This is a genomic window from Klenkia terrae, from assembly GCF_037083865.1.
Taxonomy (GTDB): Bacteria; Actinomycetota; Actinomycetes; order Mycobacteriales; family Geodermatophilaceae; genus Klenkia; species Klenkia terrae.
Map to the genome: position 1 here is coordinate 68752 of NZ_JBAPLV010000014.1, position 20008 is coordinate 88759.

At 72.2% G+C, this 20008-nt stretch carries 16 protein-coding genes and 1 pseudogene; 8 read left to right on the forward strand and 9 right to left on the reverse strand.

The window, feature by feature from the left end:
• Positions 1 to 14: 14 nt before the first annotated feature.
• The 5 genes and pseudogenes from UXQ13_RS23760 to UXQ13_RS13740 all read right to left on the reverse strand — a co-directional run.
• Positions 15 to 452 (reverse strand): annotated as a pseudogene (locus UXQ13_RS23760) (ATP-binding cassette domain-containing protein); the annotation flags it as partial.
• Positions 453 to 481: 29 nt separating this feature from the next.
• Entirely contained in the window at positions 482 to 1219 is a 738-nt protein-coding gene (locus tag UXQ13_RS13725) for an ABC transporter permease (protein ID WP_225233578.1), read from the reverse strand.
• Positions 1220 to 1305: 86 nt separating this feature from the next.
• Entirely contained in the window at positions 1306 to 2121 is an 816-nt protein-coding gene (gene modA, locus UXQ13_RS13730) for a molybdate ABC transporter substrate-binding protein (RefSeq protein WP_225233579.1), read from the reverse strand.
• Positions 2121 to 2513, reverse strand: coding sequence for a TOBE domain-containing protein (locus tag UXQ13_RS13735; RefSeq protein ID WP_225233580.1), 393 nt, complete (start codon positions 2511 to 2513; stop codon positions 2121 to 2123). Before UXQ13_RS13735 ends, modA begins: the two co-directional genes overlap by 1 nt.
• Before the next feature lie 77 nt (positions 2514 to 2590).
• Positions 2591 to 3412: a PIG-L family deacetylase gene (locus tag UXQ13_RS13740; protein WP_225233581.1), complete on the reverse strand. Its 822-nt coding sequence runs from the start codon at positions 3410 to 3412 to the stop codon at positions 2591 to 2593.
• Between the two features lie 140 nt (positions 3413 to 3552).
• Here UXQ13_RS13740 and UXQ13_RS13745 point away from each other — a divergent pair, with 140 nt between their 5' ends.
• The 7 genes from UXQ13_RS13745 (at position 3553) to UXQ13_RS13775 (ending at position 14092) form a co-directional block, all read left to right on the forward strand.
• The gene (locus UXQ13_RS13745; RefSeq protein ID WP_336392449.1) at positions 3553 to 5250 is read left to right on the forward strand and encodes a RecQ family ATP-dependent DNA helicase; all 1698 of its coding nucleotides are present in this window, start codon (positions 3553 to 3555) and stop codon (positions 5248 to 5250) included.
• 83 nt (positions 5251 to 5333) lie between these two features.
• Positions 5334 to 5792 carry a DUF4383 domain-containing protein gene (locus UXQ13_RS13750; RefSeq protein WP_225233583.1) on the forward strand — a complete coding sequence of 153 codons (459 nt, stop codon included), beginning with the start codon at positions 5334 to 5336 and terminating at the stop codon, positions 5790 to 5792.
• A 42-nt stretch (positions 5793 to 5834) separates the two neighbouring features.
• Positions 5835 to 7046 (forward strand): acyl-CoA dehydrogenase family protein, encoded by a 1212-nt coding sequence (locus UXQ13_RS13755; protein WP_225233584.1) that lies wholly within the window; start codon positions 5835 to 5837, stop codon positions 7044 to 7046.
• Positions 7047 to 7091: 45 nt separating this feature from the next.
• Entirely contained in the window at positions 7092 to 9836 is a 2745-nt protein-coding gene (locus tag UXQ13_RS13760; RefSeq protein WP_225233585.1) for a type I restriction endonuclease subunit R, read from the forward strand.
• Positions 9833 to 11116: a restriction endonuclease subunit S domain-containing protein gene (locus UXQ13_RS13765; protein ID WP_336392450.1), complete on the forward strand. Its 1284-nt coding sequence runs from the start codon at positions 9833 to 9835 to the stop codon at positions 11114 to 11116. The genes UXQ13_RS13760 and UXQ13_RS13765 overlap by 4 nt, the downstream gene beginning before the upstream one ends.
• Before the next feature lie 289 nt (positions 11117 to 11405).
• Positions 11406 to 12611 carry a Fic family protein gene (locus UXQ13_RS13770; protein ID WP_336392451.1) on the forward strand — a complete coding sequence of 402 codons (1206 nt, stop codon included), beginning with the start codon at positions 11406 to 11408 and terminating at the stop codon, positions 12609 to 12611.
• Positions 12608 to 14092 (forward strand): class I SAM-dependent DNA methyltransferase, encoded by a 1485-nt coding sequence (locus UXQ13_RS13775; protein WP_225233588.1) that lies wholly within the window; start codon positions 12608 to 12610, stop codon positions 14090 to 14092. The genes UXQ13_RS13770 and UXQ13_RS13775 overlap by 4 nt, the downstream gene beginning before the upstream one ends.
• A gap of 103 nt (positions 14093 to 14195) precedes the next feature.
• On the opposite strand, the gene UXQ13_RS13780 is transcribed toward UXQ13_RS13775, so the two are convergent.
• The 3 genes from UXQ13_RS13780 to UXQ13_RS13790 all read right to left on the reverse strand — a co-directional run bounded on the left by UXQ13_RS13780 (position 14196) and on the right by UXQ13_RS13790 (position 16780).
• Complete coding sequence (locus UXQ13_RS13780) at positions 14196 to 14396, reverse strand: hypothetical protein (RefSeq protein WP_225233589.1); 201 nt, start codon at positions 14394 to 14396, stop codon at positions 14196 to 14198.
• Between the two features lie 63 nt (positions 14397 to 14459).
• Positions 14460 to 15605 (reverse strand): xylose isomerase, encoded by a 1146-nt coding sequence (xylA, locus tag UXQ13_RS13785; protein ID WP_225233590.1) that lies wholly within the window; start codon positions 15603 to 15605, stop codon positions 14460 to 14462.
• Positions 15602 to 16780 carry an ROK family transcriptional regulator gene (locus UXQ13_RS13790; RefSeq protein WP_225233591.1) on the reverse strand — a complete coding sequence of 393 codons (1179 nt, stop codon included), beginning with the start codon at positions 16778 to 16780 and terminating at the stop codon, positions 15602 to 15604. The genes xylA and UXQ13_RS13790 overlap by 4 nt, the downstream gene beginning before the upstream one ends.
• Positions 16781 to 16866: 86 nt before the next feature.
• Between UXQ13_RS13790 and xylB the strand changes: the two genes are divergently transcribed.
• Positions 16867 to 18252 (forward strand): xylulokinase, encoded by a 1386-nt coding sequence (xylB, locus tag UXQ13_RS13795; protein WP_336392452.1) that lies wholly within the window; start codon positions 16867 to 16869, stop codon positions 18250 to 18252.
• Here the strand turns inward: xylB and UXQ13_RS13800 are convergent.
• Positions 18219 to 19916: an aldehyde dehydrogenase family protein gene (locus tag UXQ13_RS13800; RefSeq protein ID WP_336392453.1), complete on the reverse strand. Its 1698-nt coding sequence runs from the start codon at positions 19914 to 19916 to the stop codon at positions 18219 to 18221. The genes xylB and UXQ13_RS13800 overlap by 34 nt on opposite strands.
• Between the last annotated feature and the right edge of the window lie 92 nt (positions 19917 to 20008).

Sequence of the window (20008 nt, forward strand, 5' to 3'; positions counted from 1 at the left end):
GACAGCGGCTCGTCCAGCAGCAGCAGCCGCGGCTCCCCCACCAGCGCCCGGGCCAGCGCCGCCCGCTGCGCCTGCCCGCCGGAGAGCTGGGTGGGCCGCCGGTCGCCGAACCCGGCCAGCCCGACGCGGCCCAGCCAGCCCTCCGCGGTCGCCCGGGCCGGCGCCCGCCGCACACCCCGGGTGCGCAGCCCGAAGGCCACGTTGTCGCGCACGCTGAGGTGCGGGAAGAGCAGGTGGTCCTGGAAGACCATCCCCAGCGGCCGCTCGTGGGCCGGGAGGTGGTGGGTGTCGTCGTCCCAGACGTCGGCGCCGACCGTCACCCGGCCGCCGTCGGGCGGGAGCAACCCGGCCAGCACCCGCAGCACGGTGGACTTGCCGGCCCCGTTGGGCCCCAGCACGGCCAGCACCTCGCCGTCGGCCACCGCCAGGTCGACGTCGACCAGCAGGACACCCCGGCGGACGACGACGTGCGCGTGCAGGCTCACGTGACCGGGCTCCCGGAGCGGCCCAGCCAGCGGTCGCGCAGCAGCAGCAGGGTCGCCAGCGACACGAACAGCAGCACCAGGGACAGCACGATCGCGCCCTCCGGGTTGGACTGCAGCGCCAGGTAGACCGCCAGCGGCATGGTCTGCGTCGTCCCGGGGAAGTTGCCGGCGAAGGTGATCGTGGCGCCGAACTCGCCCAGCGCGCGGGCCCAGCAGAGCACCGCACCGGCCGCGACGCCGGGGGCGACCAGCGGCAGGGTGACCCGGCGGAACGTCGTCCAGCGGTCGGCGCCGAGCGTGGCGGCGGCGTCCTCGAACCGGGCGTCGGCGGCCCGCAGCGCGCCCTCCACGCTGATCACCAGGAACGGCATGGCCACGAACGTCTCGGCGATGACGACGGCGGTCGTGGTGAACGGGATGGTCACGTCGAACTGCTCGTGGAGGACCCGGCCGATGATCCCCTGCCGGCCCAGCACCAGGAACAGCGCGACGCCGCCGACCACCGGGGGCAGCACCAGCGGGACCGTCACCAGCGCCCGCAGCACCGACCGCCCGGGGATCGTCGACCGGGCCAGCACCCACGCGATCGGCACACCGAGCACCAGCGACACCAGCGTGGCCAGCGTCGCCGAGACCAGCGACAGCCGCAGCGCCTGGCCGACCTGGGGCTCGGTCAGCTGCGGCCAGAGGTCCGACCAGGGTGCCCTGATCAGCAGCCCGAGCAGCGGCAGCACCAGGAACGCGACGCCGAGCAGCGCCGGGACCAGCAGCGGGGCGGGGACCCCGGTGCCCCGGCGCCGTCGGCGGGGAGCGGTGCGGGTCAGGACGACGGGCTCCGGAACCCCGCGTCGGTGAGCGCCTGCTGGCCGGCGTCGGACTCGACCAGGTCCAGGAACGCCTGCGCGGCGTCCGGGTTGGTCGCGGCGGTCAGCGTGGTGATCGGGTACTCGTTGACCGCGTCCTCGGCCTCGGGGAACTCGATGCCCTGCACGCCGGACCCGGCCGACTGCACGTCGGAGGCGTAGACCAGCGCGGCGTCGACCTCGCCCAGCTCGACCTTGGTCAGCGCGGCGCGCACGTCCTCCTCCAGGGTGTCCGGCTGCGCGGTGATGCCCGCGGCCTCGAACACCTGCTCCGCGGCCGCGCCGCACGGCACGTCGGGGGCGCAGATCGCCAGGGTCAGGTCCGCGTCGGCGAAGTCGGCCAGCCCGGTGACGTCGCCCGGGTTGTCCGCGGGGACGGCGATCTCCAGCACGTTCTCGGTGAACACGGTGGGCTCGTCCGAGTTGAGCCCGGCGTCGGTCACCACGGTCATCTGGGTCTGGTTCGCGCTGGCGAAGACGTCGGCCGGCGCGCCCTGGGTGATCTGGGTGGCCAGCGCGGAGCTGCCGGCGAAGTTGAACGTCACCGTCAGGTCCGGGTTGTCGGCCATCAGCTGGTCGCCCAGGTCGGTGAAGACGTCGGTCAGCGACGCCGCAGCGAAGACGGTGAGGGTGCCGGTGAGGCCACCGCCGTCCGCGCTCGTGCCCGCGGCCGCGGCCTCGGTCGGCTCGTCGCTGCCGCACGCGGTCAGGGTGAGCAGGCCGGCAGCGGCCAGGGCCAGGGGGACGCGCAGTCGCACGGGGGTGCCTCTCATCAGGGGACGTCGACGCTGACCTGGGTGGCCTTGACCGTGGCGACGGCGCGGACGCCGATCTCCAGCCCCAGCTCGTCGGCGGCCTCGCGGCTCATCAGCGAGACCATCCGGTAGGGCCCGCACTGGATCTCGACCTGGGCCATCACGGTGTCCCGGACGACCCGGGTGACGATCCCGGTCAGCCGGTTGCGGGCGCTGGAACCCCGGGTCGTGCCCGGAGCCGGCGCCTCGTGCAGCTCGGCGGCCACCCGGGCCAGGTCGGTGCCGTCGACCTGCGCGGGGCCGGCACCGCGGTGGGCCACCAGCCGGTCGCCGTCGATCCAGCGGCGGACGGTGTCGTCGCTGACCCCGAGCAGCTGGGCGGCCTCGGCGATCCGGTAGGTGGCGGTCACATCGCGCACCCTAGACACGCACCGGCGGCGTCACAACACCGCATCCCCCGCAGGTGCGGAACGGAGACCGCCGGAGGTCAGCGCAGGCCGGCGAAGAGGTCGTCCACGACGTCGGTGCCGGTGCGGACCGGCCGGGCCTGCACGAAGGCCTCCCGGCCCATGGCCGCGGTGAAGACCTCCATCGGCAGCCTGAGGAAGAAGATGTTCTCGACCTGGCTGGCGTGCGCGGCCAGCGCGTCCCGCTTGGCCTGGGCGAAGGCGGTGCAGTCGACGTCGGCGGCGACGTCGGCGTCCTCGGCCCCCATCGCCGGCATCTCCTGGCCCTCCTCGGCCTCGGGGAACTCCTCGCCCGCGGCACGCATCATCTCGCCGAACCGCGCGAAGTCGCTGCGCCGGATGGTGCTGTAGTAGAGCCGGGCATCCGAGCCCGACGCCTCCAGGGCGGCCACGGTGATCCGGTGGGCCTGGATGTGGTCGGGGTGGCCGTAGAAGCCGTTCTCGTCGTAGGTGACCACGACGTCGGGCCGGTGCTGCGCGATCAGCTCGGCCAGCCGGGCGACCGGCTCGTCCAGCGGCGTCGTCCAGAAGGCGCCGGGGGCGTCGTTCTGCGGCCAGCCCATCATCCCGGAGTCGTGGTAGCCCAGCTGGTGGGCGTGCGTGACGCCCAGGATCCGGCAGCTCTCCGCCAGCTCCGCCGCGCGCTGGGCCACGACCTCCTCGGCCGAGTGGCCCTCCTCGCCCGGCTTGACCGAGCCGGCGTCGCCCAGCGCGCCGTCGGTGCAGGTGACGAGCACCGTGGTCACGCCCTCGGCGGCGTACCGGGCGAGCACGCCGCCGGTCGACGTCGCCTCGTCGTCGGGGTGGGCGTGGACGGCCATGAGGGTGAGCGGACGGGACACGGACGACCTTCCGGGTGGGGGGTGTGCGGGACCAGTGTGCGCGGCGTCGACGGAACGAATCCGGCCGCTGACCTGGGAGGTGTTTGACGATCTCGCGGGCCGGGGCAGCAGGCCGTGGTGACCGACCGCGACATCGCCTCGTGACCAGCACCAACATCATTTCCGCGCGCCCCGTCGCCGGACCGACCGCCGCGGTGCGCACCCGCCGCATCCGGGAGCGAGCCCGCGAGCTGCTGGGCGACCCGGCGGCCGCGTTCCGCCCGGGCCAGGAGGACGCACTGCAGGCGGTGTGCGCCGGCCGGGACACCCTCGCGGTGCTGCCCAGCGGCGCCGGCAAGTCCCTGGTGTTCACCGTGGCCGGCGAGCTGCTGGACGGCCCGGTCGTGGTGGTCTCCCCGCTCATCGCCCTGCAGCGCGACCAGGTGCAGCGGCTGGACGCCCTCGGGCTGAGCGCGGCCCTGCTCAACTCCGCGGAGTCCGCGACCGCGCAGCAGGCCGCCCTCGACGGCCTGCGGGACGGATCGGTCCGCTACCTGTTCCTGGCCCCCGAGCAGCTGGCCCGCACCGAGGTGGTCGCCGCGCTGCACGCCACCGCGCCCGCCCTGCTGGTGGTCGACGAGGCGCACTGCGTGTCGGCCTGGGGCCACGACTTCCGCCCCGACTACCTCCGCCTGGGCGCCGTGGTCGAGCAGCTCGGCTCCCCCACCGTGCTGGCGCTGACCGCCACCGCGGCCCCCCCGGTCCGCGCCGAGATCGTGGAGCGGCTGCGGATGACCGAGCCGGCCGTCGTCGTCGCCGGCTTCGACCGGCCCGAGATCCGGCTCGAGGTCGAGCACCACGCCGACGCCGACCGCAAGACCGCCGCCCTGCTGGACCGGGCAGTCGCGGAGTCCGCCCGCGGCACCGGGATCGTCTACAGCGCCACCCGCCGCGGCACGCTCGAGCTGGCCGACGCCCTGGTGGCGCGCGGGCTGCGGGCCCGGGCGTACCACGCAGGGCTGCCCAAGGCCGAGCGCGAGGACGTGCAGCGGGCCTTCATGGCCGACGAGCTGGACGTCGTGGTGGCGACCACCGCGTTCGGCATGGGCATCGACAAGCCCGACGTCCGGTTCGTGCTGCACGCCGAGCCCGCCGACTCGGTGGACAGCTGGTACCAGGAGATCGGCCGGGCCGGCCGGGACGGCCAGCCCGCGGTCGCCGTCCTCTTCTTCCGGCAGGAGGACCTCGGCCTGCGCAAGTTCTTCGCCGCCGGGGTGCCCGCCGAGGAGGACCTGCAGCAGGTGGCCGGGCTGGTCCGGGCCGGTGCGGCCGCCGGCGCACGGGTCGACGTCGGCGCGCTGCGGGCGGAGACCGGCAAGGGCGCCAGCCCGATCACCAAGGACCTCAACCTGCTGGACCAGGTGGGCGCGGTGGTGCTGGCCGACGACGGCACGGTCACCCCCGCCCCCGACGGACCGGCCCCCGGGCCCGCGGCGACGGCCGCCCGCGAGCTGGCCGAGCACCGGCAGCGGGTCGACGCCAGCCGGGTGGAGATGGTGCGCGGGCTGGCCGACACCACCGGCTGCCGCCGCCAGTACCTGCTGGGCTACTTCGGCGAGGAGCTGACCGAGCCCTGCGACAACTGCGACACCTGCTCGGCCGGCACCGCCACCACCCTCGAGGCGACCGACGGCGAGTTCGCCGTGGACACCGCCGTGGAGCACGCCGAGTGGGGGCCGGGCGTGGTCATGCGGACCGAGGGCGACCGGGTCGTCGTCCTCTTCGAGACCGCCGGCTACCGGACGCTGGCGCTGGCCGCCGTCCGGGAGCACGACCTGCTGCGGCCCCGGGCGGCCTGAGGTCCTGGTTGCCCGGCGGGGGCGACGGGTAGGCGACGAGGACGTCGAGACCGCGGCGACCCGCACGACCACAGGAGGTCTCGATGAACCCGATCGACCCCGCCGCCCACTCCTCCCGCTGGACCTGGCCGCAGCTGCTCGCCGGCGCGATCGGCGCGGTGTACACCGCGGTCGGCGTCGCCGGCTTCGCGAAGACCGGCTTCGCCGACTACTGGGACGCCATGGACAGCCTGCTGGGCTTCATGGTCACGCCGTTCCACAACACCGTGCACCTGGTGATCGGCCTGGCCGGGCTGGCGCTGGCCAGCACGCTGCCGCGGGCCCGGGTCTACGGCTGGCTGCTGGCCGTCGGCTACGGCGCGACGTTCGTCTACGGCCTGTTCGCCGTCGGCGAGAGCTGGGACCCGCTGGGCATCAACACGGCCGACAACTGGCTGCACGGCGTCTCGACCCTGCTCGGTCTGCTGGTGGCCCTCGGCCCGGTGCGCCGCGACGAGTCCCCGGTGAAGGAGGTCCGAGCCGGGAACCGCTCGGAGCCCTGACCCGCCCGCCGGACCGGTGTGACCCCGGCTACGGTCGGCAGCATGGACTTCGCGCTGTCGGCCAAGGCCGAGGACGTCACCGGCCGCATGTGGGACTTCATGCGGGAGCAGGTCTTCCCCGCCGAGGCGGTCTACCACGCCTGGCGGCACGAGCGCGGGCGCGACGACCACGGGCTGCCGCCGGTGGTCGAGGAGCTCAAGGCCGAGGCCCGCTCGCGCGGGCTGTGGAACCTGTTCCACCACGAGCTGGCCGGGCTGTCCAACCTGGAGTACGCCTCGGTCGCCGAGATCACCGGCTGGTCGCCGGTCATCGCCCCCGAGGTCATCAACTGCGGGGCCCCGGACACCGGGAACATGGAGACCCTGATGCTGTTCGGCACCCCCGAGCAGAAGTCGCAGTGGCTGGAGCCGCTGCTGGCCGGGGAGATCCGCTCGGGCTTCGCGATGACCGAGCCCGACGTCGCCTCCTCCGACGCCCGCAACATCTCCACCTCGATCACCCGCGACGGCGACGACTACGTCATCAACGGCCGCAAGTGGTGGATCACCGGCTCGGCCGACGAGCGCTGCGCGATCTTCATCGTCATGGGCAAGACCGACCCCGACGGCCCCGCGCACCGCCAGCAGTCGATGATCCTGGTTCCCCGCGACACCCCGGGCCTGGAGATCGTCCGGCACCTGCCGGTGTTCGGCTACCAGGACCAGCACGGCCACTCCGAGCTGCGGTTCACCGACGTCCGGGTGCCCGCGACCAACATGCTGGCCGGCGAGGGCGACGGCTTCATGATCGCCCAGGCCCGCCTCGGCCCCGGCCGCATCCACCACTGCATGCGGGCCATCGGCATGGCCGAGCGCGCCCTGGGCCTCATGGTCCGGCGCACCCAGGACCGGGTGGCCTTCGGCCGACCGCTGGCCGAGCAGGGCACCGTCCGCGAGCAGATCGCGCTGTCCCGCATCGAGATCGACCAGGCCCGGCTGCTGGTGCTCAAGACCGCCGACCTGATCGACAAGTACGGCGCCAAGGGCGCCCGCACCGAGATCGCCGCGATCAAGGTCGCCGCACCCAAGGTCTGCCTGGACGTCATCGACCGCGCCATCCAGGTGCACGGCGGCGCCGGCGTCAGCGACGACACCCCGCTGGCCGAGTTCTGGGCCCACGCCCGCACCCTGCGCATCGTCGACGGCCCCGACGCCGTCCACATCCGCTCGGTCGCCAAGGAGGAGCTGGCGCGCGAGCGCCCCTACGCCGGGTGAGGCGTCTCGCGGACGGCGGTCACGCTGGGTAGGTTCGGCAGCACCATGGGGGACGACGACCTGCACGCCGAGCAGCGCGCTCGGCGGATCATCGACGCGCAGCTGACCGCAGCCGGGTGGTACGTGCAGGACCAGGCCGCGCTGAACCTGTCGGCCGGCCAGGGGATCGCCGTCCGGGAGAAGGTCATGGCCGCCGGCCACGGCCGCGCCGACTACCTCCTTTACCTCGACAAGCGCGCGGTCGGCGTCGTCGAGGCGAAGCCGGCCGGGACCACGCTGGCCGGGGTGGCGTGGCAGTCGGCGAAGTACGCGACGGGCCTGTCGGCGCAGACCAGGTTGCGGGCGGTGACGCTCGGCGATCGGCTGCCCTTCGTCTTCGAGGCCTCGGGCAGCGAGCTCTTCATGACCAACGGCTACGACCCCGCACCGCGGTCGCGCCGGTTGTTCACCTTCCCCCGCCCCGAGACGTTGGCCCGCACCGTCCGGGACGGAGCGACCTGGCGCGGCCTGGTGCGCACCCTCCCTCCGCTGGAGATAGCGGGACTGCGGCCGGCGCAGATCGAGGCCATCGCCGGTGTCGAACGGTCTCTGGTCGAGCAGCGGTTCGACCGATCGCTCATCCAGATGGCCACCGGTGCTGGCAAGACCTACACGGCCGTGACCAGCTGCTACCGGTTGCTGAAGTACGGCGGCTTCAAGCGGATCCTGTTCCTGGTGGACCGCAACAACCTGGCCACGCAGGCGCTCGGGGAGTTCCAGAACTACGCCATCCCGGACGACGGGCGCCGGTTCACCGAGGTGCACAACGTCGACCTGCTCACCGGGGCGGGCATGGTCGGTTCGTCGTCGGTGGTCATCTCCACGATCCAGCGCGTGTACGCGGCACTGCGAGGCGAGCAGGTCACCGCGGACGACGACCCCCAGCTGGACGGCTACGTGCCCGACCAGCCGGTCACCGTGGCCTACAGCGCCGCCCTCCCCCCGGAGGCCTTCGACCTGGTGATCGTGGACGAGGCGCACCGGTCGATCTACGGGGTGTGGCGCGGGGTGCTGGAGTACTTCGACGCCCACCTGGTCGGGCTGACCGCGACCCCCGTGAAGCAGACCTTCGGCTTCTTCCGGCAGAACCTGGTCTCGGAGTACACCTATCCGCAATCGGTGGCCGACAACGTGAACGTCGACTTCGACGTCTACCGGATCCGCACGGAGATCTCCGAGAACGGGTCGACCATCGACGCGGGCACCGTCGTCCCGAAGATCGACCGCCGCACCCGGGTGCAGCGTTACGAGACGCTGGACGACGAGGTGACCTACTCGTCCACCCAGCTCGATCGTGCGGTGACGTCGAAGGCGCAGATCCGGCTGGTGCTCGAGACCTTCCGCGACCGCCTGTACACGGAGATCTTCCCGGGCCGGTCGACCGTGCCGAAGACGCTGATCTTCTGCAAGGACGACAACCACGCCGAGGAGGTCGTGCGTACGGTGCGGGAGGTCTTCGGCGCTGGCGACGACTTCGCCGCCAAGATCACCTACGCCGGGCAGGACCCCAAGGGTGACCTGAAGAAGTTTCGGACATCGTCCACCCTCCGCGTCGCGGTCACGGTGGACATGATCGCCACCGGCACTGACGTACGACCGTTGGAGTGCGTCTTCTTCATGCGTGACGTGAAGTCGGCGGCCTACTTCGAGCAGATGAAGGGTCGCGGTTCCCGCACCATCGCACCGACGGACTTCCAGCTCGTGACGCCGGACGCCGAGCGGAAGGACCGGTTCGTTTTGGTCGACGCGGTCGGTGTCACCGAGCATCCGCAGATGGATGCGACCCCGCTCGAGCGGACGAAGTCGGTCTCGCTGGAGCGCCTGCTGGCGAAGGCGGCGGCCTACGAGCTGACCGAGGACGAGACGGCGACGCTGGCCTCGAGGCTGGCGAAGCTGGAGTTCGACCTGACGCCAGCGGAGCGGGTCGAGCTCGACGAGCTGGCCGGCGGGTCGCTGCGTACCGTCGTCCGCGGGCTGGTGGCGGCGGTGGACCCGGACGAGCAGGCGCGCGCCCGGGAGGCCGACCCGGCCGACCCGGAGGGAGCGGTGCGACAACTGCTGGACGATGCCGTCGAGGGTCTGGCTGCCAGGCCGGAGCTGCGCGCCCGGATCGTCGAGCTGCGACGGACCCACGACCAGGTGATCGACGAGGTCAGCGTCGACGTCCTGCTGGATGCGCACGGGGTCGTCGACACCGAGCAAGCGCAGTCGGTGGTGGCGTCGTGGCGGGCCTACCTCGACGAGCACCGGAGCGAGATCACTGCACTGCAGCTGCTGTTCGAGTCTCGGGAGGCCGGACAGCGGGTGTCCTACGCCGAGCTGGCCGAGTTGGCCGACCGGATCAAGCGACCCCCGCACAACTGGACGGCTGATCTCATCTGGCAGGCCTACGAGGCGGTGGAGGTCGGCCGGGTGCAGCACACCGATCGCCGTACCGTCACGGACTTGGTGTCCCTGGTGCGCTTCGCGCTGGGGACCGACGACGAGCTGACGCCCTACGCAGCGCGGGTGGCCGAGCGGTACCAGGCATGGTTGGCGCAGCAGGAACAGGCGGGGGCAGTGTTCGACGAGCGACAGCGGTGGTGGCTGGACCGGATGGCCGAGGTCGTCGCCTCCTCGGCGGGCATCTCCGCGGCGGACCTGGAGAACGTGCCCTTCACCGAGCACGGCGGGGTCGACGGTGCCGTGCGTGACCTGGGTATCCGCGCCGGCGAGCTGCTGGGCTCTATGAATCGTGAGCTCACCGCGTGACGGCTCTGGTTCCCCTCAGCCGATACGTCCGATCCGTGGAGGCGGGTCGATCGTTCGGTCCGCCGGCGCCACCGGCCGACCCGGACGGCTGGGGCGTCATCAAGGTCAGCGCGATGACCTGGGGTCGGTTTCGACCCGACGAGAACAAGGCGGTTCCCGCCTACTTGGTCAACCCCAGGTTTGAGATCAAAACCGGAGACTTGCTGGTGAGTCGGGCAAACACTTCTGAGTATGTCGGAGCCCCCGTCGTTGTCGGCGCCACCAGGCCAAGGCTCTTGCTGAGCGACAAAAGCATGCGGCTCTCTGCTGTCCCGGGCACAAACCCCGCTTGGTTGCGGTACATGCTGATGGCACCCTCGGCCCGCCGCCAGATCGAGGCACGGGCGACGGGCACATCAGACTCGATGAGGAACATCTCGCAGGCTGGCCTTCTCGCGGTCCAGCTTCCTGACTGCCCCGACTCGGAGCAGCGGCGGATCGTGGAGCTTCTTGAAGACCACTTCTCCCGCCTCGACGCTGCCGACTCCTACTTGTCCGCTTCTCTGGACCGGCTCAGCAGGCTTGAGACCGCACAGCTTTCCGCGCTCATGGAGCAGGCAGGTACGGTCCGCGACCTAGGGCTTGCTGACCTGCTCGAGGTTCCACTCACCAACGGCCGATCCGTGCCTACGCGTCAGGATGGATTCCCCGTGCTGCGCCTCACCGCCATTCGGTCCAGCACTGTGGACACCACCCACAGCAAGGGCGGTGACTGGTCGGTGGACGAAGCCAGGCCCTTCCTCGTCGAGAAGGGCGACTTCTTGGTGGCCCGGGGAAACGGAACCCTTCGCTTGGTCGGCCGCGGTGCGCTCGTGGACGCGGTTCCCGAAGAGGTTGCGTTCCCCGACACCATGATCCGGATCAGACCTGATGTCACCCGTCTCCACCCCGAGTTCCTGCGGCTGGTGTGGAACGCGCCCCGGGTTCGACGACAGATCGAGGCTCAGGCTCGCACCACGGCCGGAATCTACAAGATCAATCAACAGCACGTTCGTGGCATTCGGTTGGACCTTCCTGACCTTCCCGGTCAACACCGCGTGGTGGCCGATATGTCCGAGGCCATAGCCGCCCGCAACCGCGTCCACGAAGCGCTCCATCTGGCTCGCCGGCGATCCTCGGCTCTGCGACGGGGGTTACTGGAAGCTGCGTTCACCGGCCGGCTCCCCGGGCAGTCCAGCGACGTCGACCTGGCCGGTTTCGTCGCGCCACCCGAACCGCACGGGGCAGGGGTTGCGAGGTGACCCCGTTCGACGGGAGACGAGGAGTTCAGGCAACCGCGCGACATCGAGCGACTCGTCTGCGAGCGGGGCACAAAGTCTGAAGACCTTGACCAACCCTGGTTCGACGCCGTGGAGCACGAACGCCGCCACACCGCCGAAGCGCTGCACGAACTGCAGTGGTGCAGCTCACCTGCGCCAGAAGCCGAGCAACTCTTGGCAGAGGCGCCCGCCCAGGTCCCAATGTCCCTTTGTTAGAGACATGCGAGGGTGTTCCGGTAGCCTGATGTCTCTTGGATAAGGACATAGGGACATGCCTCGCCTCTTCGCCGTGCCAGACCTCGATCTCGACGACCACGCCGCCATCGCCGGTGTGCACCAGATGCGCGCCGACCTGGCCTCGGTGCTCCGGGCACCTAGGAGGTGGCAGGGCGGGCTGCGCAAGACCAGCCAGGCACGCGCCATCCAGGGGTCCAACAGCATCGAGGGCTACTCCGTCAGCACGCAGGACGCTGCAGCCGCGGTCGAGGACGAGGCGCCGCTCACCGCCGACCAGAAGACCTGGGCCGAAATCCTCGGCTACCGCCGCGTCCTCACCTACGTACTGAACGTCGCCACCCTGCCCGGTTTCCTCATCGACGAAGCCACCCTCAAGGCCCTGCACTTCATGCTGCTCGAGCACGATCTGAGGAAGGGGCCGGGGCAGTACCGTCAGCGCGCCATCTACGTGCGTGACGACATCCGAGACGTGACCGTGTATGAGGGGCCCGACAGCGACGACGTCCCAGCACTTATGGCATCGCTCGTCGAGAGCCTCGAACGGTACCGGGACGCCGATCCACTGGTCCGCGGAGCCCTCGCCCACTTGAACCTGGTGATGATCCATCCCTTCCGGGACGGCAACGGTCGGATGGCCCGGGCACTCCAGACGATGACGCTCGCCCAGGACGACGTCATCGAGCCGGTCTTCTCCAGCATCGAGGAATGGCTCGGAGCCAACACCACCGACTACTACCGGGTGCTGGCTGCCACCGGGCAGGGCTCGTGGCACCCGGAGAACGACGCCCACCTGTGGGTGAAGTTCAATGTGCGCGCCCACCATATGCAGGCGCAGACCCTGCGGCGGCGCTTCGACGAGGCCGAACGCACCTGGGTCGCGCTCGACGAGCTCACGGCCCTACACAAGCTCCCCGACCGTGTCGCCAACCTGCTGTTCGAGGCATTCCTCGGCCTGCGCGTGCAGCGCAGCACCTACATCAAGCACACCAACCTGGAGAAGCGCACCGCCACCCGCGACCTGGCCCAGCTCACCGACCGCGGCCTGCTCGACGCCGTCGGCCAGACCCGCGGCCGCTACTACGTGGCCGGCGACGAGCTCCGGGAGCTGCGTGCCACCATCCGCACCGCCCGCCGACCCGTGGACGACCCGTTTCCGGGCCTGATGGACCAGATCACCCGCGTCCCTGTCCAGACGGCCCGTACGGTGACCGCCGAGCCGCACGAGGGGGGAGCAGGATGACGCAACCGACGGTCGACGCGCGCAGGCTGATCGACAAGCTGTGGAGCTACTGCAACGTCCTGCGCGACGACGGTGTCTCCACCATCGAGTACACCGAGCAGCTGACCTACCTGCTGTTCCTCAAGATGGCACACGAGCGGGAGACCCGGCCGCTGGCACCGGAGCGGATCGTCCCGGCGCAGTGCTCCTGGCAGCGGCTGCTCGACGCCGACGGCGACGAGCTGGAGACCACCTACCGGCACATCCTGGAGACCCTGGCCAAGCAGCCCGGCGTTCTCGGTGTCGTCTTCCGCAAGGCGCAGAACCGTATTCAGGACCCGGCGAAGCTCAAGCGTCTCGTCGTCGACCTCATCGACCGCGAGAACTGGTCCGCCTCGGGCACCGACGTCAAGGGCGACGCCTACGAGTCGCTGCTGGCCAAGGGCGCCGAGGACATCAAGTCGGGTGCCGGCCAGTACTTCACACCCCGTCCGCTGATCGAGGCGATGGTTGACGTCGTCCGGCCCACCCCCGACGACACCGTCGTCGACCCGGCCGCCGGCACTGGCGGGTTCCTCCTCGTCGCCCACGAGCACGCCTCACGGCACGCCGCAGACCTCACCCCCACCCAGCGCACCCACCTGCGTGACCGGTTCGCGCACGGGACCGAGCTGGTCGACGGGACCGCCCGACTGGCGGCGATGAACCTGATCCTGCACGGCATCGGCGCCCCAACCGGCGACAGCCTCATCGAGGTCAAGGACTCGCTGCTCGCCGACACCGGCCAGCGCTATTCGGTCGTGCTGTCCAACCCGCCGTTCGGGCGGAAGTCCTCGATCACCATGGTCGGGGCCGACGGCCGGGAAGCTCGCGAGGACCGCGAGATTGAGCGGCCCGACTTCGTCGTCACCACCGCCAACAAGCAGCTCAACTTCGTGCAGCACATTGCGACGATCCTGGCGATGTACGGCCGCGCGGCCGTCGTCCTGCCTGACAACGTGCTCTTCGAGGGCGGGGCAGGCGAGACGATCCGCCGCAAGCTGCTGCGCGACTACGAGCTGCACACGATGCTCCGGCTGCCAACCGGCATCTTCTACGCCCAGGGCGTCAAGGCCAACGTGCTGTTCTTCGACAAGCGCCCGGCTGCCGACCACCCGTGGACAGAGCGACTCTGGGTCTACGACCTGCGCACCAACCAGCACTTCACGCTGAAGCAGAACCCGCTGCGCCGCCATCACCTCGACGACTTCGTCGCCTCGTACGCACCCGGGCGGCCACGCAGCGAGCGGGTGGAGAGCGAGCGCTTTCACTCGTTCGGCTATGACGAGCTCATGGCCCGGGACAAGGCCAACCTCGACATCACCTGGTTGCGCGACGCCTCGCTGGATGACGTGGACGACCTGCCCGCGCCGGAGGTCATCGCCCGCGAGATCGTCGACGACCTGGCCGCCGCCCTCGCCGAGTTCGAGGCCGTCGCCCTCGCACTGGAGGACAGAGCCTGACTGCGCTGCGTGGATCAGGTGCGACGAGCAGCGTGCATCTTCAGCCACCGACGTCAGTGGCTGAGGATGCACATTCGTCGTCCCAGCTGATCCACGCCGAGCATCAGGGGGTCTGGGCGCGCTTCACCAGGAAGCCGCCGATCCCGGCGAGCACCAGGGCCACCACGATCTGGGCGAACGCGACCGCGGACTCGTCGCGGGAGAACCAAGTCGGGGAGGACAGCAGCAGCACGACCGCGATGCCCAGCAGGAGCAGCCCCACCAGGCGTTCGCGGCGGGCGTTGCGGGTGCGGGGCTCACTCATGCCCCCACCCTATGGAGTCGCAGCGCTCGGGGAACGATGCGCTGCGACTCCATCAGGGGTGGATCAGCGGACGCCGAGCAGGTGGTCCATGGCGAGCTGGTCCAGCCGCTCGAAGGCCATCCCGCGGGCGGCCATGGCCTCGATGTCGAACGACTCGGCCCGGACGTCGGCCAGGGTCTCCCCCGCGGCCAGCGTGGACTGCGACAGCTCGGCGACGCGGGAGTCCAGCAGCGCCTGCTGCACGTCGGGGTCGGCCCGGAACGCGGCGGCCTTCTCCTTCAGCGCCAGGTAGTTGGCCATGCAGCCGCGGGCGGACTCCCACACGCCGTCGAAGTCCTCGGTGCGCGGGGGCTTGAAGTCGAAGTGCAGGTAGCCGTCGTAGCCGCCCTGCTCCAGCGCGTCGACGGTCCAGAACGCCCCGCGCAGGTTGCCGGCGCCGAAGCGCAGGTCCTGGTCGTAGCGGGGACCGTGCTGGCCGTTGAGGTCCACGTGGAACAACTTGCCGTGCCACATCGCCTGGGTGATGCCGGCGGCGAAGTTCAGCCCGGCCATCTCCTCGTGCCCGACCTCCGGGTTCAGCCCGACCATCTCGGGGTGCTCGAGCTCGTTGATCAGCGCGATCGCGTGGCCGATGGTCGGCAGCAGGATGTCCCCGCGGGGCTCGTTCGGCTTGGGCTCGATGGCGAAGCGCATGTCGTAGCCCTGCTCGCGGACGTACTCGCAGAGGGTGTCCATGCCCTCCTTGTAGCGCTCGAGCGCCGCCGCGATGTCCTTGGCGGCACCGGACTCGGCACCCTCGCGACCGCCCCAGAAGACGTAGGTGGTGGCGCCCAGCTCGGCGGCCAGGTCGATGTTGCGGGCGGCCTTGGCCAGGGCGTACCGGCGCACGTCGCGGTCGTTGGCGGTGAACGCGCCGTCCTTGAACACGGCGTGGCCGAACAGGTTGGTGGTGGCCATCTCCACGCCCATGCCGGTCTCGGTCAGCGCGGTGCGGAACCGCTCGAGGACGGCGTCGCGGGTGGCGTCGTCGGGCACCAGGTCGTCGTCGTGGAACGTGACCGCGGCGGCACCCATCTCGGCGAGCTTGTGCACGGCCTCGACCGGGTCCATGGGCGGCCGGACGGCGCCGCCGAACACGTCGACGCCCTGCCAGCCGACGGTCCAGAGCCCGAAGGAGAAACGGTCGGCGGGAGTGGGGGTGCGGGTCATGCGTAGGCCTCCATCAGCGGGACGGTCGTGGGATCGGAGAACACCGGCTGCAGCGCGACGTGCGCGCCACCCCGGACGGCTGCGGTGAAGCCGAGGGTGGACAGGACCACCCGGTCGGCGTCCTCGACCCGGGCGGCGAGCGCCGCGCGCAGGGGGTCGAGCAGGAACTCGCCGACCACGGCGAAGTACCCGCCGAGGACGACGACGGCGGGGTCGAACAGCGACACCAGGACGGCGGAACCCACGCCCAGCCCGGTGCCGATGTCGGCGAGGGCGGCCAGCGTGCGGGCGTCGCCGGCGCGGGCACGGGCGCGGACCTCGGCGAGCCGGTCCTCGAGGTCCCGGCCGGGGTCGCGCAGCGGGTCACCGGGGTCGGCGGCCGCGCGCAGCAGGGCGGCCAGGCCGACGACGGTCTCCCAGCACCCCCGGCGCCCGCAGCCGCACGGCTCGTCGCCGGGGGTGAGCGCCAGGTGGCCGATCTCCCCGCCCAGCCCGGTGCTGCCGCGCAGCAGCCGGCCGCCGGTGACCACGCCGCCGCCGACGCCGATCTCGCCGGTCAGGTAGACCAGGTCGGCGACGTGCGCGTGCGGCCCGGCCGACCACTCGGCCAGCGCGGACAGGTCGGCGTCGTTGGCCACGGTCACCGGCAGCCGCTGGCCGGCCAGCCCGGCCGCGACGTCCACCCCGACCCAGCGGGGCAGGTTGGGCGCGGTCCGGACGACGCTGCCCTGCACCCCGCCGGGGAACGCGACGGTGACCCCGACGGCGGGGTGCTCGGTGCGGGCCTGCCAGATCATCGCCGAGGCCCGGGCGAGCACCTGGGCCGGCGGCAGGGCCGCGGTGTCCACCGCGAGCCGGTCCTGCCAGCGGACGGCGCCGGCCAGGTCGAGCACGAGCACGGCCAGGTAGTCGACGTTGACCTCGACGCCGATCCCGCAGACGCCCCGGCCGTCCAGCTCGACCAGCGTGCCGGGCCGCCCGACCGACCCGGGCCGGTGCAGCTCGCCCTCGGCCACCAGCCCGCGGTCGACCAGCTCGCCGACCAGGCTGGACACGGTGGCCTTGGTCAGCCCCGTGTCGGTGGCCAGCCGGGCACGGCTGCGGGGGCCGTCGTCCCGGAGGTGGCCGAGGACGGCGGCCAGGTTGGCGCTGCGCACCTGGGCCTGGGTCTGCACCGCTGCCCCTCCCGTCGTCCTGGCTATTCGTTCGGTCGTTGCACTATTGTCTGCGTCACGCTCGACCGTCAACCCAGGAGGTCCCCGTGCCGCTCGTCGCCGGTGTGGACAGCTCGACCCAGGCCTGCAAGGTCGTGGTCCGGGACGCCGGGACGGGCGAGCTGGTGCGGCAGGGTCGCGCGGCGCACCCCGTGGGCACGGAGGTCGACCCGCGGGCCTGGGAGGCGGCGCTGGCCGACGCGCTCGCCGAGGCCGGTGGGCTGCACGACGTGAGCGCGCTGTCGGTGGGCGGCCAGCAGCACGGCATGGTCTGCCTGGACGACGCCGGCGACGTGGTCCGCCCGGCGCTGCTGTGGAACGACACCCGCTCCGCCGACGCCGCGGCCGACCTGGTGACCGAGCTCGGCGGGGGCCAGGCCTGGGCGGACGCCGTGGGCGTCGTCCCGGTGGCCTCCTTCACCGGGTCCAAGCTGCGCTGGCTGGCCGATGCCGAGCCCGCCAACGCCGACCGCACGGCGGCGGTGTGCCTGCCGCACGACTGGCTGACCTGGCGGTTGTCCGGCGCGGCCGGGCTGGACTCGCTGGTGACGGACCGGTCCGACGCCAGCGGCACCGCCTACTGGTCGGCCCGCACCGGGGAGTACCGGCAGGACCTGGTGGAGCTGGCCCTGCGCGGCCGCAGCCCCCGGGTGCCGCGGGTTGCCCGGCCCGACGAGCGGGTCGGCCAGCACGGCTCGGTGGCCCTCGGCCCCGGCGCCGGCGACAACGCCGCGGCCGCCCTGGGCCTGGGCGCCGGGCCCGGCGACGTCGTCGTCTCGATCGGCACGTCCGGCGTGGTGACCGCGGTGTCCGCCGTCCCGGCCGCCGACCCGACCGGCACGGTGGCCGGGTTCGCCGACGCGACCGGCGCGCACCTGCCGCTGGTCTGCACGCTCAACGCCGCCCGGGTGCTCGACGCCGCGGCCGCGATGCTGCGGGTCTCCCTCGACGAGCTGGCCGACCTCGCGCTGTCCGCCCCGGCCGGTGCCGACGGCCTCGGCCTCGTTCCCTACCTGGAGGGCGAGCGGACGCCGGACCTGCCGCACGCCACCGGGTCGGTGCACGGCCTGACACTGCGCACCTCCACCCCGGCGCACTGGGCGCGGGCCGCGGTCGAGGGCCTGCTGTGCGGGCTGGCCGACGGCATCGACGCGCTGGTCGCCCAGGGCGCGACGGTGGACCGGGTGCTGCTGGTCGGCGGCGGGGCTCGGTCGCGGGCGGTGCAGGAGATCGCGCCGGCGGTGTTCGGCCGGCCGGTCGCCGTCCCCGCGCCCGGGGAGGCCGTCGCCGACGGCGCGGCCCGCCAGGCGGCGTGGGTGCTGACCGGCGAGCTGCCCGGCTGGGTCGGCGCGGAGACGCGCACCGTCGAGGCCGACCCCACCCCCGCCGTCCGCGAGCGCTACGCCGAGGTCCGCGACCGCACCGACCGCTGACCGCTCCCCGGGCGTGGATCAGCTGGGTTCACCGGGGTCCGTCCTGGCTCACCGGCGCCGGTGAGCCAGGACGGAGTCCGATCAGCTGAGCCGATCCACGCGGGGGGCGCTAGATCGCCGCGGGGTAGCGGGAGTGCTCCGGGAAGTTGCCGTAGAGCAGCTCGTTCGCCGGGCCCTGGGTGACGGCCTGCACCAGGAGCTCGCCGCCGACGAAGCAGCCCAGCCAGGAGGCGCCCCGGCCACCGAAGGGCTCGGCGCGGTCGCCACGGGAGCGGGGCTTGTTGATGCCGACCTTGAAGGCCTGCACCTCCCGAGCCAGCCGGTGCGCCTTGTTCCTCGTCGTCGCAGGCGATCGAGGCGACCAGCGCCCCGTTGGAGGCGTTCATCTGGGCCAGCAGCTCGGCCTCGCTGTCCACCACCACGATGGTGTCCACCGGGCCGAAGGGCTCGGAGTGCATCAGCGCCGAGGCCCCGCCCGGGGACAGCAGCGCCGCGGGGGCGACGTAGGCCGAGGTGTCCTGGCCGGCGATGAACCGGCCGTCGGCCAGGTCCCCGCGCCACAGCGGGACGGCGCCGCGGTGCATGGCGTCGGACACCCGGTCGCGCAGCTCGGCGGCCTTGCCGGCGCTGATCACCGGACCGAAGTCCAGGGTGGGCAGCTCGTCGCCGTCGTTCTCCACGGCCAGCGGGTGCCCGAACCGCAGCGACTGCACCACCGGCAGGTAGGTGGCCAGGAACTGGTCGACCAACTCCCGCTGCACGACGTAGCGGGGGTAGGCGGTGCAGCGCTGCTTGCCGTACTCGAAGCCCTTCTTCAGGTGCGCGGCCAGGCCGTCCCAGTCGGAGAACTCCCAGATGCCCCAGGCGTTGAGCCCCTCCTGCTCGAGCATGTGCCGCTTGCCGGTGTCCAGCAGCCCCGCGGCGACCTTGCCGCCGTTGGACCGGCCGCCCACGAACGCCAGCGCACCGATCTCCGGCGAGCGCACCAGCACGCTGGACAGCTCCGCCCCGCCGCCGGACAGCAGCGTCACCGGCAGGCCCTCCCTCGCCATCAGGGCGTGGGCGAGGGTCAGGCAGGTCGCCCCGCCCTGGGACGGGGTCTTGGCGATGACGGCGTTGCCGGCCAGCAGCTGCACCAGCTCGCTGTGCACCAGCACCGACATCGGGTAGTTCCAGCTGGCGATGTTGGACACCGGCCCGTCCAGCGGGGTCCGGTCGCCGAGCATCGAGTCGATCTCGTCGACGTACCAGCGGACGCCGTCCAGGGCCCGGTCGACATCGGCGCAGGCCAGCTTCCACGGCTTGCCGATCTCCCAGGCCAGCAGCAGCGCCAGGTCGTCCCGGGCGTCGGCCAGCGCGTCGACCGCTGCGGTCACCCGGGCCTTGCGCTCGGCCACCGGGGTCGTGGCCCAGTCCCGGTGCGCGGCGGCCGAGGCCAGCACGGCGTGCTGGGCCTCCCCGGCGGACACCTTGGGCAGCCCGGTGAGCTTGGACCCGTCCACCGGGGACACCAGCGTCTCCGGGTCCCCGATCGGCCGCCAGGTGCCGTCCACCAGGTTGTGCAGCCGGTCGGTGCCGAACGCGTCCGGGGCCCGTCCGGAGGAACGGCCGAGGACCGCGGCCCACTCGGTCCCGGGTTTCACGTGGAGCGACGTCGTCGTCATGTCCGCACTCTGCCAGCCGCCGCGTGTCCTGTGGGTGATGGCGATCACCGTTGAGAAGACGGTCACACCTGCCGATGCGGGGGAGAATGAAC